This window comes from Mesorhizobium sp. AR07, assembly GCF_024746815.1.
Classification (GTDB): Bacteria; Pseudomonadota; Alphaproteobacteria; order Rhizobiales; family Rhizobiaceae; genus Mesorhizobium.
The window spans coordinates 41,551-55,876 of sequence record NZ_CP080529.1 but is presented as its reverse complement, the minus strand read 5'-3'; the positions used below and the strand labels follow the sequence as shown (position 1 = coordinate 55,876).

The 14,326-nt window shown below is 58.8% G+C and carries 14 protein-coding genes; 7 read left to right on the top strand and 7 right to left on the bottom strand.

From position 1 onward, the window contains the following. The first annotated feature begins 210 nt into the window (after positions 1-210). From BPNPMPFG_RS41365 to BPNPMPFG_RS41340, 6 genes are all read left to right on the top strand, one after another. Positions 211-714, top strand: a complete 504-nt coding sequence (locus BPNPMPFG_RS41365) for a response regulator transcription factor (RefSeq protein ID WP_258599392.1) — start codon at positions 211-213, stop codon at positions 712-714. Between the two features lie 262 nt (positions 715-976). Continuing rightward, entirely contained in the window at positions 977-1,852 is an 876-nt protein-coding gene (locus BPNPMPFG_RS41360; protein WP_258599389.1) for a GHMP family kinase ATP-binding protein, read from the top strand. A gap of 42 nt (positions 1,853-1,894) precedes the next feature. Continuing rightward, the gene (locus tag BPNPMPFG_RS41355; protein ID WP_258599387.1) at positions 1,895-2,932 is read left to right on the top strand and encodes a pyridoxal-phosphate dependent enzyme; all 1,038 of its coding nucleotides are present in this window, start codon (positions 1,895-1,897) and stop codon (positions 2,930-2,932) included. Between the two features lie 155 nt (positions 2,933-3,087). Further along, the gene (locus BPNPMPFG_RS41350; RefSeq protein WP_258599385.1) at positions 3,088-4,380 is read left to right on the top strand and encodes an MFS transporter; all 1,293 of its coding nucleotides are present in this window, start codon (positions 3,088-3,090) and stop codon (positions 4,378-4,380) included. Between the two features lie 15 nt (positions 4,381-4,395). Then, on the top strand, positions 4,396-4,962 hold the full coding sequence (locus BPNPMPFG_RS41345; protein ID WP_258599384.1) for a GNAT family N-acetyltransferase: 567 nt from the start codon (positions 4,396-4,398) through the stop codon (positions 4,960-4,962). A 75-nt stretch (positions 4,963-5,037) separates the two neighbouring features. After that, on the top strand, positions 5,038-6,384 hold the full coding sequence (locus BPNPMPFG_RS41340) for an MmgE/PrpD family protein (RefSeq protein WP_258599382.1): 1,347 nt from the start codon (positions 5,038-5,040) through the stop codon (positions 6,382-6,384). 379 nt (positions 6,385-6,763) lie between these two features. Here the strand turns inward: BPNPMPFG_RS41340 and BPNPMPFG_RS41335 are convergent, their stop codons facing one another. The 7 genes from BPNPMPFG_RS41335 to ehuB all read right to left on the bottom strand — a co-directional run bounded on the left by BPNPMPFG_RS41335 (position 6,764) and on the right by ehuB (position 13,343). After that, entirely contained in the window at positions 6,764-7,879 is a 1,116-nt protein-coding gene (locus BPNPMPFG_RS41335) for a Fic family protein (RefSeq protein WP_258599380.1), read from the bottom strand. Between the two features lie 136 nt (positions 7,880-8,015). After that, positions 8,016-9,017: a pyridoxal-phosphate dependent enzyme gene (locus BPNPMPFG_RS41330; protein ID WP_258599378.1), complete on the bottom strand. Its 1,002-nt coding sequence runs from the start codon at positions 9,015-9,017 to the stop codon at positions 8,016-8,018. A gap of 157 nt (positions 9,018-9,174) precedes the next feature. After that, the gene (locus BPNPMPFG_RS41325) at positions 9,175-10,209 is read right to left on the bottom strand and encodes a succinylglutamate desuccinylase/aspartoacylase family protein (protein WP_258599376.1); all 1,035 of its coding nucleotides are present in this window, start codon (positions 10,207-10,209) and stop codon (positions 9,175-9,177) included. Positions 10,210-10,220: 11 nt separating this feature from the next. Continuing rightward, a complete protein-coding gene (locus BPNPMPFG_RS41320; protein WP_413776985.1) occupies positions 10,221-11,012 on the bottom strand; it encodes an amino acid ABC transporter ATP-binding protein in 792 nt (263 codons plus the stop codon). Between the two features lie 17 nt (positions 11,013-11,029). After that, the gene (locus BPNPMPFG_RS41315; RefSeq protein WP_258599372.1) at positions 11,030-11,689 is read right to left on the bottom strand and encodes an amino acid ABC transporter permease; all 660 of its coding nucleotides are present in this window, start codon (positions 11,687-11,689) and stop codon (positions 11,030-11,032) included. Next, entirely contained in the window at positions 11,679-12,338 is a 660-nt protein-coding gene (locus tag BPNPMPFG_RS41310) for an amino acid ABC transporter permease (protein ID WP_258599370.1), read from the bottom strand. Before BPNPMPFG_RS41310 ends, BPNPMPFG_RS41315 begins: the two co-directional genes overlap by 11 nt. Positions 12,339-12,464: 126 nt before the next feature. Then, complete coding sequence (gene ehuB, locus BPNPMPFG_RS41305) at positions 12,465-13,343, bottom strand: ectoine/hydroxyectoine ABC transporter substrate-binding protein EhuB (RefSeq protein WP_258599369.1); 879 nt, start codon at positions 13,341-13,343, stop codon at positions 12,465-12,467. A 197-nt stretch (positions 13,344-13,540) separates the two neighbouring features. On the opposite strand from ehuB, the gene BPNPMPFG_RS41300 reads away from it, so the two are divergent. Continuing rightward, positions 13,541-14,284 carry a GntR family transcriptional regulator gene (locus tag BPNPMPFG_RS41300; RefSeq protein WP_258599368.1) on the top strand — a complete coding sequence of 248 codons (744 nt, stop codon included), beginning with the start codon at positions 13,541-13,543 and terminating at the stop codon, positions 14,282-14,284. Positions 14,285-14,326 lie beyond the last annotated feature (42 nt).

Here is a 14,326-nt window from a genome sequence, read left to right as displayed (position 1 = left end):
TAGCTGCGCAGATGAAGCCATTGATCGTGATCTGCTCGCAGGATGCGGAATTCTATCTGCTCCTCAGCCACATTCTGGAGGTTGACCGCTTCACCAGCACGCTGGCCGGCTCAATTGAGGACGTGCTGAGGCTCGCTGCGCAGAGGCCGGTCAAGGCGGTGATGATTGACTGTCGACCGGACAAATCATCTGGCGGCCGGAAGCGCCAGATTGAAGCAGGATGCCCGCACAGGCGCCCTCCCCTGTGTCGCACTGTTATCTCCCGGCGCGGAGGCCCAGCACATTGAGTTGTTGCGGTCTGGCGTTGACGAATGCTTTGTCAGGCCATTCGCGCCGGCCAAGCTGCTCGAATACCTGCGCTCCAGGCTGGCTATCGGTCAGACATCGGGACAAGGACCCCAAAACGGCAAATCGCTCATATATGGCGATGTCGAAATGCAGATCGATAAGCACCTCGTTCGCTGCGGCGGCGGAGAGATTCTGCTCGGGCCAATCGAGTTCAAATTGCTGCGTCACATGCTGGAAAACCCAGAGAAGGTCATCAGCCGTGATGAGCTCATAGGAGTGGCTTGGCCAAGCAGCGCCGGTGTCGGTGCGCGAACGGTCGATGTTCACATCAGTCAGTTGCGAAAGCTGCTCAAGCAGTGCTCGCGGGGCGCTGCCATCCGCACTGTCAGGCTCGCAGGATACGCGCTGGCGCGCAGAGCAAAGTGACTATCTCAACAGTGTTGTTCAAAACAGCCCGGGATCAATGCCATTTCCGCTGGTCCGGATCGGCTGAGGCCCCAACGGCTCGGCCGTAAAGTTTGTTATCCATTTGTAATACTTGTGAAGTGCAAATAGCTTCGTTTGTAATGTAAGAAGTATAAAATATTATTGTGTTTCTTGTTGCGTAGTCAAATTCAGTGTGAAAACATTTCATGGAGATTCCAAAGTATAAGCGCATACATTGTTGTGCGGGAAGGAATTTTCATGGTTGGCGGAGTGGGATATGCCGAGGCCATCGGCCATCACGGCGAGCTGGTGCAAGGCCTGTTTGAGGACGACGGCGCCAGGCTGCGGCGCGCTGGTTTCACTGCCTTGCCGGCAACTGAGATCCAAAGCCAAGTTCACCGCAAGCGATAGCGATCATGTGAGCGTCATGCCAGCCTCGCGGGAGAAGGCCAGACGCGCGGCCGAGTTGACCATCAATGCGTTCCGCCGCCCAGGAACCGGTGGCAATCTCGCGATAGACAGCAACATTCCCATCGGCCGCGGCATGGGATCGTCCACGGCCGACGTGCTGGCCAGCATTCTCGCGATCCTGGATTGGCTGGAGATCGAGGCTGCGTCAGACGATGTCATGCGGATCGCTGTCAGCGTCGAAACTGCCTGTGACTCCACTCTGTTTAGGCAACAGGCGGTGCTGTTTGCGCACCGTGACGGTATCGTCATGGAGTCCTTCCGCAGGTCGCTGCCGCCGATCGATTTCATCAGCATCGATACAACGCCTGACGTAACAGTCGATACGCTTGAATTCGAGCCGGCGCGGTATGGCCAGCTAGAAATAGAGACCTTCCGCCCCCTTCGCAGTCTGTTGCGAACAGCCATCAAGAATGCGGATGCCCGGATGCTGGGCAGGGTCGCAACGGCGAGCGCGCGGATCAACGAACGTTTTCTGCCCAAACCACGGCTAAACGAGATCGAAGCGATCGGTGGCCGCTTTGGCGCCATCGGCATCCAGGTCGCCCACAGCGGCACGGTCGTCGGACTGATGTTCGATGCGACGGACGAAGGAGCATCCGCGAATATCGAGCGCGCAACCGTAGCGTTGGAACAGTCTGGTTTTGATCCGACGATCTTCTGTCATTGAAACTCTGGCGCGCAGGAGAAGCCTATGTCGACCCGTGCCTTGATGCGCAAGCTGGAAGAGTTCGAAGGCCCTCGCCTCGTCCCGCTGGGCGAAAATCTCTACGGCGCCAGCTTCTTTTTGATGAAGCTTCTGCCGGCCCGGTTCATGCTCGAGCGCGCCGCGGAACAGGGGCAGTTGAAGCCAGCAACGACTATCTGCGAATCCTCGTCAGGAACGTTTGGCCTTGCTCTGGCTATGCTGGCCGTTCAGCACGGGTACAGGCTGATCCTCGTTAGCGACTGGGCGCTCGATCGCCATCTTCATCGACGCCTGATCGAGCTTGGCGCCGAGGTGACGATCGTGGACAGCCCGGCTCCCTCAGGAGGTCTGCAGCAGGCGCGGCTCGACCGCTTGCAGATCTATTTGAGAGACATTGCCGGCAGCTATTGGCCCTCGCAGTACTACAATCCCGACAATCCGCTCTCTTACGGCAAGGTGGCCGAACAATTCATAGACAGGCTCGGAAAGTTGGACTGCCTGGTTGGCCCTGTCGGGTCGGGCGGTTCCATGAGCGGGACATCCCGTTACCTGCGGGCCTTGTTTCCGGACCTGTACGCGATCGGTGTCGATACGCCGAACAGTGTCCTGTTCGGCCAGCCGAGCGGCAAGCTCAACCTCAGCGGCCTTGGTGGAAACATTCTTCCAAGCAATGTCGACCACAGCCAGTTCGACGAAGTTCACTGGCTGACCCCGGCAGAGGTATTTCGCGCCACACATGACCTTCATCGCAAGCATGGTCTTTTCATGGGTCCGACCAGCGGTGCCGCCTATCGGGTTGCGGAATGGTGGTCCCGGAGCAACCCCGGCAAGACGGTGGTCGCGCTGTTTCCTGATGAGGGGCACAGATATGTGGAAACCGTCTACGACCAGGAATGGCTCGAAACAATTGCCGGGTGGGCCGGTCCATTGCGGGCAAGCCCCGTCACGGTGAGCTCGCCGGAGGAGCCAATGTCGGGATGGTCGCACTTTCCGTGGAAACGCAGGTCGCTCGATGAAGTGTTGGCGCATGCCGGCGAAGGGCGCGACGGAGCCAACGGCTAACGCCCAGCGTCGGTTTTGAATTTCTCAGGAAACATGCGCGCCGGTGGGTTGCAATTCGGTTCGACGTCGAATGGTCGGACTCAGATAGGCGGCGACTACCTATCGGCGCGCGGGAGTTGCGCAGGCGGCCCGCATGCCGCGAAGGAGACGGGACAGTGCTGTTTCGACGCGAGTGGCCAGTGTATCCGAGGACGCGCTGCCTGAGCCAGTCGGTCCTGCCGATCTACGCGATGCTTTTCGCCATGCAGTGTGCGCGCAGCATGTATATCGTCCTGGTCGCCTGGTTTGCGTTGCAGATCACTGGTGAAATCGCTTCGGTCGGCAAGGTTCTGATCTGCTGGCAACTCCTGGCTTTCACGATTGGGCCATTCATCGGACCGCTGATAGATCGCTCCCGCCGGCGTACGATGTTCGTGATTGGCGAGACGATTCATGGCACCGGTGTAGGATCACTGGCGTTCATCGCCTGGGCCAATTCTCCCGCACACACGCCGATCTCTGTTCTTTACGCGACGGCATGCGTCATCTCCGTCGGCTCGCTGCTATCCTATCCCAGCAGCCAGGCCTTGATCCAGCGTGCGGGTGCGCGTTTGCTGATGCGAACCGTTTCCCTCGGCATTTTTTCCAGCCAGATCGGAAACATTGTCGGCGCCGCGGTCGGTGGGTTCTGTCTCACGGTTTTAGGCGTTCTCGCCAGTCTGGCCATCTGCGCGGCCTCGTCCTTTCTGGCTGCTATGTTCGCGAGCTTTCTCGACGACGAAGGTCGCATTCGCCCAACGCGCCCAAACCCGCACATGCACGACTTGATCGCGGGTCTTCTAGCGACAGTCAGAAACCCTCGTCTCAAGGTGGCGGGCTATGCCCTGTTGCTGGCCTATGCATCGGCGCATGCATCCAATGCCTTTCTCGCCGGCTTCGCACGATATGAGCTGAAGCTGCCATCCAACCACTATGGTTGGCTCGCGGCGATGTATTCGGGGGGCGGCTTGATCGGAAGCGTCACCTTTGCGGGGTTTTCCGGTGTGGCAAGGGAAAGGCTCCTCATTGGAGCGGGAACCGTCCTGCTTGCCTGTGCCACCGCTGCCTTCTCCACCTCTCAAACCATGGTTCAGGCCGTGCTCTGGCAAGGTCTCATAGGTTTGTCCTTCGTGATGGTTCGTGCCGGAAGCGACGTTACGATACTCAAGACCGTGTCAGGTCGGATGGTTGGCCGGGTCCGAACCAATGTCGACGCCGGCATCGGGGTGATCGCTGTCCTCATCTACATCATCCCAACTCTCGTCCCGGGTATTCATGCCCGGAACATCTTCCTCGGTCTCGCCTGTCTGTTTGGCTGCGGAAGCTGCGCAATCCTTTGGATGCAATGGAGCGGGGCAAAGGCTGCGCGCCCACAGTGTCACGATGGCCATGTCAACCCAGACCACCCATCCAATGGCCGGGCAGTTTGATGAAGGGATGGATTCATGAAGTCGCGAACGAAATATGACGGTGTGGCACTTCAGAAACCGCAGGCGCCTTTGACCGGGGCCTACCTCAATGAAATCAGTCTGCGTCCAGTGACAGTCGCTGATCGCGGCGCCATCAAAAAACTGGTGCTTGACCCCGAACAGGAGCTGTTCGCCGGGTCGGTGGATGCGATCTTCAACGACCTGCAAAACAGCCGGTATCCGGACATGGAACACCCTTTTGCAATCGTCGTCCCCAAAAGGAGGATCGGGTTCTTCATCCTGCGCGAGAAACAGGCAGCGCCGGATTGGGCGCTTGACGGTGCGTTTACGCTGCACAGCTTTCGCATTTGCCGCGCCTGTCAGGGGAAAGGCTATGGACGAGCGGGAGCGGCGTTGGCCATTTCCTGGGTGCGGCAGAACCGGCCCGACGTCAGGCAACTGATGCTTGCGGTCAACGAACGCAATGGGCTCGCGAAATCCGTTTATCTCAATTCTGGGTTTGTCGACACAGGTGAGATCTTTCGTGGTCCGATCGGCGACCAGCACATCCTGAGCTTCCAAATTTATCGCCACGACGGCTGATAAGAAATTTCGTGAACACGGTCTTTCCTTCCGACTTGCCTAGGTATACTAGGTATATTTATCACGGAGGAACCCATGCGATTGATCACGGAACAGCTGGCCGAATTTGTCGGAAATGCACGCTACGAGCAGCTGCCGGGGCCGGTCATTGAAAAGACTGAACGTGCCATTCTCGATACGCTCGCAGCACTGATCGGCGGCGTGCCAACCGACAATGCCAGGCTCTCACGCAAGGCCGCGAGGGCTTGTTTCGGAGACGGGACTGCCCACGCCTGGTTCGCCGAAGCCCAATTGCATCCGCTTGGCGCACTGTTTGCCAATTGCGCGGCGGCGAGTTCACTCGATGTCGATGACGGCCATTGTCTCGCGGCAGGTCATCCAGGTGCTGCCATCATTCCGGCCGTCCTGATGGAAGCGGCAAACCTTGGCAGTGACGGCCATGACGTGCTGGCCGCTACCGCGATTGGATATGACGTTGCATTGCGCATTGCCGCCGCCCGCCGCTTCTGCGACACGATGAGCTTTGCCAGTGGCCAATGGACCGGATTCGGTGTGGCGGCCGCCATTGGATGGCTACGCGGGATGAGCGCTGACCAGCTCGCACATGCAATGGCGATAGCCGGTGCCGAGGCACCGCAAAACCTGCCGCAAGGCGACTGCCAGGCCAGTTCCGTCAAGGGCAGCAGTCCCTGGTCGACGGTAGCGGCTCTGTTCGCGGTCGAGCGGGCTGGCTGCGGAATGAGCGGTTCGATCGATATGCTGGACCGCGTTCATGCCTACAACGTCCAGGCGATTACCGCGGATCTCGGAAGCCGCTGGCTGATCAGTGAGACCTATCTCAAGCCCTACGCCTCATGCCGCTACACACACCCCGTCATTGATGCCGTACTCACTCTGGTTGCAGGCCGTGATCCAGATGAACCGATTGGCCGCATTGTTGTGGATATCTTTCCCGAAGCGCGAAAACTGCCCAACGAGTGCGCGCCGAAGTCGCTTGAGGGGGGACAGTTTTCGGTCCCATTCGCTGCCGCGCTCGCGGCGCTGCGAGGGGCCGAAGCGTTCCGGCCCTTACATCCTCACTCCCTTTCAGACCCACAGGTGGTGAAGCTCGCGCAGAATGTGGAAATCCGCTACCCCGACGAGTTTGCCGGTATATTCCCGCAACGCACGCCGGCGCGCGTGACAATGGTTGTTGGCGGACGAGAGCTAACCGTTGATGTGCCTCTTCCTCTGGGCGACGCCAACAATCCGATGGAGCGATCCGCTGTCGAGGACAAACTCCACGACCTCGGGCGTGACATCCTATCGCGAGCCGAGCTCGGGAAACTCATCCAGTCGGTGGCTCTGCTCAGAAAGGGGAAAATCGCGCCGCTGCTCTCCTGCATTTCGGCACTGCCAGATGCCGTTAGACATGCCTCTTGATCAGGGCAGGTGGCCCGCTGCCTTCGGCCAACGTCGTCGCCTTTGGATTGTGACCGAAGGCGTCTGCCGTCCTTGGAACCCTTCACCACGTTTTCACACATGAACCGACTGGTGAGACTTCGACCATGAGCAAGATGCCATTGCGATTGCAAACGGGGTCGTCGGCAACTCGGTCGCGACTATCGTGATTGACGATTTGTCGAAGAGCTTTCCTGATTGGCCTCCAAGACGTTTGAATGGCGATAAATTTCCTCGAAGGGGGCGCGTTGATCGACGCTCAGCACATTATTAATCAGAAACCATGGGTGATGCGTTCTCTGACCGTGACGGACCGCACGCAGCGCCTCGTGCGAGATCATGGATAGGGATGGCAGAAGACCTATCCGTCAGAATCTGACACTTGGAGAGCGTAGCGCGTGTGCCTACGCTCTCCAGTTCTTGTCATCGCACCTTTGGCAACCAAGTCCTGCAAGTCCCTTGTCGCTGTGGCGCGGGATGCCTGTGTGATGGCAATATAATTTTCGGCGCTGAGCCCACCCTTGAAGCCGTCGATCCCTTCGCGGAACATCCGGGCGATGACCCTTTCCTGACGCTCATTGAACTGATCCCGGTAGCGTTCGTAAAACTTGGCCTTGGCGACAGAGAATTCGACACGAGCGAGCGTTACGCGCTGCGCTTCAAGGATCGTGTTGGCGAAGTAAAGCAGCCAATCTGTAATCGCGTTACTCTTGTTGCTGGCCTCCAGGTTGTCGTAATAGGCCTTGCGGCGGCGTTCGATCGTGTACGCCAAGGCGATGAGGCTCTGCTCTCCCAGGTTTTGTCCCAGCGCCTTTTCACAAAGGGCACGGCCTATGCGCCCGTTGCCATCCTCGAACGGGTGAATGCTCTCGAAATAGAGGTGCGCGATACCGGCACGCGTCAACGCAGGGAGCGGCGTCTTGCCTTTTGGCGAGGTATCGTTGAACCAAGTGGCGAAGGCGTCCATTTCGGTTTTCACGCGTGCCGAAGGTGGCGCTTCAAAATAGACTTTGGGCTTATCCAGCCGGTTGGAAACCATCTGCATGGCATCGGCATGCTGGCGGTAGTTGCCGATGGTCTCGCTACGCCGCTCACCCGACATCACCATCTTGTGCCAAGCGTAGAGGGTGCGATTGGAGAGCGCATCGGCAAAATGCAAATACACATCGGCCATCATTTCGGCGATGCCGCGCTCGGCAGGCGGAATGCGTCTGGTCTCGCTGCCTAGTCCAAGTTGCTGGCGCAAGGATGATTGCAGACTCTCGCGGTTGAGGTACTCCCCCTCGATCGCGGATGTCTTCAAAGCCTCTTCGCTGATAAGATCGATGCGGATCTGGTCGCGATCGTCTGAACCGACATGACGAAAAACACCTAGGAACTCGCCCGATCGCAGCAAGAACTCGCTTTCCAGCGGTTCCATTGCCTTCTTATCGTAGGTAAAATGCGGCCAGTCAGCCTGCTCCCAGTTCCAAACCATGCGTTATAGGGCGCCTTTCTATAACTCATGATATAGACAATACTGAGCTATAGAAATCTCGCCATGCATCAGAATTAGGGGCCTTGCCCCAGGTGCGGACAAGGGCGCGGTCGCCCGAGCCAAGTTGGCGAACTCCCTAGTCGATCAGGGCAATGGGGTTCGAGAAGGTCTGGAATTCGGAAAATCCTCTGGACGTGCCGACAAGCACGACCACGGCATCCGACGCAACCACACCCTGGGAGACAAGTTTTCGCAGGCCAGTCAAACTCGCCGCGCTCGACAGTTCGAGATAAAACCCGCAATGGGCCAACCGCCTCTGATCGTCGCGAGCGGCGGCGGCGCCAATGACCACCGCTGATCCCTTGCACGATGCAATCGCATCCACGGCCTGGTAGGTTACGGTCGAACCGCCGATTGAGGTCAAAGCCGAGCCGCCTGCGAAGCTGCCGCGATAGTCCTCGCCGGCAAGCACTCTCGATATTCGACCGAATGGCTCGACGGCATGAATTCGAGGTCGTTCCTCGACAAGCCCGGCCGTCTGCAGATCGCAGTATCCGCGCGCAATCCCCCACAGCAGATCCGCTCTTGACGTCGGGACGAGTATATCGGTGCATGGATGTGTGCCCAGTTGCAGGAAAATCTCGAAGGCAAGCGACCTATAACCATCCACGCCGTAAGGGTTGCTGCCCACTGGCGGGACGGCGAAATTGGTGGCCGGATACCAGTTCCCGTCCCGGACCCGGTCGGCGAGCACCAGCCAGCGGCGCTCCGGGGTTTCTGTGGCCAGCAAGGTCGCCCCGTGCATCTCGATCGCGCGGCGCCAGTTCGGGTTCATATCAGGCGTGGTCACAATCACGCAGGCCAGCCCGACATGAGCGGCATAGGCCGCCAGCGATACGCCCGCATTGCCGCTTGAGGCTGCGGCAACTGTCGACGCGCCGATCTCCAACGCCCGTTGCACGACGAACCTGCTCATGCGGTCTTTATGTGATCCAGTCGGGTTGGCGCCCTCGTTCTTGAGATAAAGCGCACGCACGCCAGTCTCCTTAGCCAGCCCTTCCAGAGACACAAGAGGTGTGTTGCCCTCGCCGAGCGTTGGATGGTCAGGATAGACCTGCCAGTCAGCGACACGCTCCAAGGATTGTGGGAACTCCTGATATTCGATAGCGAGGCTCGCCGGCATATGGTGGCTGAGGCAGATCGGGCAACCTATGAAGTAGTCGGCGATCGGAAGGGTAGCCCGACAACGAATGCAGCGCAGACCAATCACACGCGGATTGAGCCTCGAAACCGGTCTATGCATGCAAGGCGCGATCTGCGCTGACGTCGATATCGGCCATGACCTTGAATAGGCAGTCGCCGCGCTCGGTGAGCGACGGAACCCTGCGGCACGCAACCAGACCGGACGATTCAAAGAACAGCGTCTCAGGTTCGCGCGTCGGCAAATCCGGAAAGTGGATGCGGCCGGCGATCTGACCTGTCACGACCTCCTCACCTATATTCGCGGCCGGTTCGAAAATGCCTCGATCGCGTGCATAAACGAACGCGCTATGACCCTTGACCTTCATGAGCCGCGTGGGCGAAGCGGGTTCGACGGCGACATCGCGCAGGATCCCCTGGTCTTTCAGCAGCCGCTTCAGTCCCGCCTCGGCTAACGACAATCCCTCTCGGGACAAAGTTACGCCGCCGCCAAGTTCAGTGGTCAGGGCGAGCGCGCCACGTTCCTGCGCGGCCGCTGCCAACGTTGCAAGGCCGCCGCCCCCCGTTCCGTCGCTTACGAAGCTGATTGGCGCTCCGAACAGCCGCATGAGCCTGAGCAGCGTTTCATGCTCGTCGGCGGTCCGCCCCGGACGCACCAGTGTGCTTGCCACATAGTTCAAGGACCGGCCGCCCGAGTGAAGGTCAACGACAACATCCGCCATCGGGATCAGCACGTCATAGACATAATGGGCGATCATTTCGGTCGGGGACCCGGTCGCATCGCCGGGAAACATCCGATTGAGATTGCCTTCGTCGAGCGGAGACACGCGGCGGCCTGCCGCGACCGCTGGATAGTTGAGTGCTGGAAGGATGAGGAGCCGCCCCGAAACCTGGTGCACCTCAATCTCTCGGGCCAGATTGGAAAGGGCGATCTGGCCCTCATACTCGTCGCCGTGGTTACCGGCGACCAGCAACGCCGTTGGGCCGGCGCCATTCCTGATACACACCAAGGGAATGGGTATCCAGCCATAGGCCGACAGGTCGGACGAATGGGGCAGCCTCAGACAGTCGGACTGTTTTCCGTCGGCATCATAGTCGATCGGGGTCCAAATCCGCGTTGCACCGGTCATCGTTGATCCTTTCAATGAAGCACCTTGTCCAGGAAGAGCCGGGTCCGCTCGTGGCTCGGTGCGTTGAAGAACGCGGCGGGCGAAGCCATCTCGACGATGCTTCCCTGATCCATGAACACCACCTGGTCGGCGGCTTCGCGCGCGAAGCCCATTTCATGCGTGACGCAAAGCATCGTCATGCCGCCCTCGGCGAGGTCGATCATGACATCGAGCACTTCCTTGACCATCTCTGGATCAAGCGACGATGTCGGCTCATCCAAGAGCATGATCTCCGGGCTCATGCAGAGCGCGCGGGCGATTGCGACGCGTTGCTGCTGGCCGCCGGAGAGCTGACCCGGATATTTGAGGGCCTGTTCCGGTATCCTGACGCGCTCGAGGTAGTGAAGCGCGATGTCTTCAGCCTCGGCCCCTGATTTGCCGAGTACGCGCCTCAGGGCCAGGGTGCAGTTGATCATGACCGTCAGATACGGGAACAGATTGAATTGTTGAAACACCATCCCGACGTTGCGTCGGACTCTCTGCAGCTGTTGCTGGTCCCGGGTGAGATCGACACCGCCAATGCGAATGGCGCCGCTCTGAAAGCTCTCGAGCCCGTTCATGCACCTTATTAGCGTGGATTTTCCCGATCCTGATGGGCCGCAAATCACGATCCGCGCGCCCTGGGGCACGGCAAGATCGATGTTCTTCAGAGCATGGAAGCTGCCAAACCATTTGTTCAGCCCGGTGGCTTCTACCGCCGCCGGTTGATCAGACCGCCTATTTCCTTGCCCAATTTCCACCGGCCCGGAGCCTTCGTGTCGCATCGACTGGCCATCGTCATTCATCGGCTTGTCGGCCCAAGAAGCTTGCGTTCAAGCAGCTTGACCATCTGCGCAATCGTCAGAGCCAAGACAAGAAACACGATGCCGACGACGGTCAGCGGTTCAGCATAGCGGTAGGTGTCTGAGGCAATGTCGAAGGCCCTGCCCAGCATTTCCGGCACGGCGATGACAGCTAGGTAAGGCGTCGCTTTCAGGATCGAGACGAAATAGTTCCCAACAGGGGCTGCGACATTGCGGAGCATCTGAGGAGTCAGGATAAAGAACACCACATCGATCCGGTTCAATCCGAGCGCCTTCGCCGCTTCGGCTTGGCCCTTTGGAATGGCGTCGATGCCTGCCTTGAACACCTCGGCCAGATATCCGCTGAAATAGATGCTCAGGCCCAGTATGCCGACCACCAGCGCTGGCAGCGTAAAACCCCAATGAGGAAGGACGAAATAGAGAAAATAGAGCCACGCCAGAACAGGTGTTGACCGGATGAAGTCGATCGCGAAACGCATCAGATAGCCGGGTACAGATCCCGCTCGCCGAGCGATCTCAAAGCTGAACCCGAGGATTGAGGCGCCGGCGCAACTCAGCAGCGCAACGCCGATCGTGGTTCCGATGACCCCTAGGATCGTCGGAACGGTCGAGAGGGCAAAGGCAAGATCAAAATTCACTTGTCAGACCCCTCCCCGCGCCCGCGCGCTGCTCCACCCATCGGCCAAGCACCGTGACGGGATAACAGACGACGAAATAGGCGAGCAGAAGCGACGTGTAGACGCCGACAGGATTGTATTCGAGTTCGGCGATTTCCTTGGCCCGGAACGTCATGTCCGTTAGGGTCACGAGAGAAACCAACGCGGTGCCTTTGATCAGTTGGATGAACTGGTTGATGAAAGTCGGCGCCATTCTCGTCAGGGCTTGCGGCAGCTCGATCAGGCAAAGGATGTGCCGACGTGGGAGGCCAAGCGCCGAAGCGGCGTCGAACTGGCCTCGATCGAGGGACTGGAGACCAGCTCGCACGGCCTGGCTTCCATATCCTCCCATATTCAACCCCAGCACCATCGCGCTCACGGTGATCGCTGGCAGTTGGATGCCGATGACCGGTAGGACGTAGTAGAAGACAAACAGCAGGATGATCACTGAGGAGCTGCGCCAGAACTCTATGATCACAGTGACGGCCAGACGTGCCACGCCTTTGGTCAGGTATTGCGCCACGCCAAAGATCAAGGCGAAGGGTACGGCATACAGCAGTCCCAATGCGGTCACGGTCGCCGTTACCCGAAACCCTTGGAAAATGCCGCCGAAAATCTCAACAATGGTCACTCTTGAACATCCCTGATCTTGAGATCCTTACTGCAACTGAGAAGCCCATTCGTCACAAATCGGGCTGAGGAAGGCGATGCTGTTGGGCCTGGCCATCGGAACACAGCTGGTTCATATCGCAACCGGTCAGCCCTGCCCGGCGCAGACCTGATCACCGGTCAGATCTGGTGCCTTCTCTTGATCGCTGAAGCCGTTCTTGGCCATGATTCGCGCGACCGTGCCGTCGCGCTTAAGCGCCTTGAGCCGGGAGTTGTACAAGTCGCGAAGGTCACCGTCTTCCTTGCGAAACGCAATCGCCGAATAGCCGAACCGTTCCTGTCCGTTTTCCTCCAGCCCCTGGAAGGGCAATGCGCGTTCGATCCCGCGGATGTTCTCGTCGGAAAGAATGCGAGCCACTGTCGGCGCCGAAAAAGCTGCAATGTCGATTCTGCCTGTGAGCAGCGCGGAAACATTCGACTGAATATCGGGGAACAGCAGCATGCGCTCATCCTGCACGCCCGCGGCTGCCGCATTCTTCGCGGTGGTGCTGCCGCGTCCCACGCCGAACATAATTTCCGGGTTTGCCGCGATTTGCGCGTAGCTGTGAATAGTCTTCGGATTGCCTTGGGCGACCAAGGCGGCGTCCGCAAGCTTGAGGTCGGGGTCGCTAAAAGCGACGAGCGCGCACCGCTCCGGCGTAATGTAGAGCCCGGCGGCAATCGCATCGAAACGCTGCGCTGTGAGTGCGGGTATCAACGCGCCGAATTCGGTGACGACGATTTCCACTTTACTGACCCCGAGGCTCTCAAAGGCAGCCCTTATCAATTCGGGATGGAAGCCGGCAGGTTCGCCATTCTTGTCGCGAAATCCCCAAGGCGCGCCATTGGAAATGCCGATGACAATCTTGCCCTCCCGCAAGACCCGTTCTCGCGTCGTTTCAGCCTTCGAGGCGACTGTGTTTGCAAAGAGGATGGCGCAGCTTGTCGCCACGGCGGTCATCGTTTTAAGGAGCCGGTAGGTGCCCATGCTATTCTCCCCGGAATGTCGATCGCTTGAGAAAGGTAGACTAGGTATAACAGGTATGTCAAATTTTTATGAAGAAAATATTTGAGTTTTGTAAAGGGCGCCGCTCGGACGTAAGCCGGCGCTTCAACCCCGACGCGGGGATAGACATCGCTCTCTCGATGCGATAGGTATTCCTAGTATACCTACGCGGGGCTGAAATGACCGGACAAATCGGGACTGCTCTTCACGAGAGCGTGCGCCAAGAAATCATGCGCCGGGTGCGCGCTGGGGAGTATGCCATAGGCGAAGCCCTGCCCTCCGCGGCGGCCTTGGCAGAGGAATTCGCGGTAAGCGCCATCACCATCAAGCGGGCGTTGCGCGACCTACAACCTGCCGGGATCTTGCGTTCGGTGCCGGGACTGGGGACTTTTGTGAGGGAGCAACGAAGGTTTATTCGTGATCTCGATTTCTCTCTTACCTCTTTTGAGGACGCCCTGCGGCTCGGCCTGAAGCCCTCGATTGATCTCGTCTCGTTGACGAGGGAGAAGATTTACGATCCTGCCTTTGATGTGCTCGAACCGCCGGATGGGCTGATGCTGTGCGTTCGCAAGGTGATTTCTGCGGACGGAATCCCGATCATGTACGACACCTCCTACCTGCCCCGTTCGCTGAAGGATGAGGTGGTTGATGAGTTCGGGAAAAAGTTCATCAGCGACGCGCTGCGCGATCACGGAACACAATTCACCAAGACCAAATTGCTGATTGATGCCGCGCCGGCCTCCGAGCAAGCACAACAGACCTTCGCAATCGCAAACGGATACCCAACACTGCGTCGCCTCTATCGACTGAGCACGACCGACAAGGACTTCTCAGTGTTCGGAGTGACGGAATCCCCCTTTGACCGCCTGGCATGCGTGGTGGAACTCGACGCGACTCGCAAAGGCTCCAGGCAAAAGAAATAGCTCTCGACGGCGGCCCGGCTGGCGCAAGAACATTGATCTTAG

Coding starts and splice junctions, on each gene's coding strand:
- BPNPMPFG_RS41320 (WP_413776985.1), bottom strand. CDS start 11,012: ATGCGACACGAAGGCTCCGGGCCGGTGGAAATTGGGCAAGGAAATAGG.
- ehuB (WP_258599369.1), bottom strand. CDS start 13,343: ATGGGCACCTACCGGCTCCTTAAAACGATGACCGCCGTGGCGACAAGC.
- BPNPMPFG_RS41300 (WP_258599368.1), top strand. CDS start 13,541: ATGACCGGACAAATCGGGACTGCTCTTCACGAGAGCGTGCGCCAAGAA.
- BPNPMPFG_RS41335 (WP_258599380.1), bottom strand. CDS start 7,879: ATGGTTTGGAACTGGGAGCAGGCTGACTGGCCGCATTTTACCTACGAT.
- BPNPMPFG_RS41345 (WP_258599384.1), top strand. CDS start 4,396: ATGAAGTCGCGAACGAAATATGACGGTGTGGCACTTCAGAAACCGCAG.
- BPNPMPFG_RS41340 (WP_258599382.1), top strand. CDS start 5,038: ATGCGATTGATCACGGAACAGCTGGCCGAATTTGTCGGAAATGCACGC.
- BPNPMPFG_RS41325 (WP_258599376.1), bottom strand. CDS start 10,209: ATGACCGGTGCAACGCGGATTTGGACCCCGATCGACTATGATGCCGAC.
- BPNPMPFG_RS41355 (WP_258599387.1), top strand. CDS start 1,895: ATGCGCAAGCTGGAAGAGTTCGAAGGCCCTCGCCTCGTCCCGCTGGGC.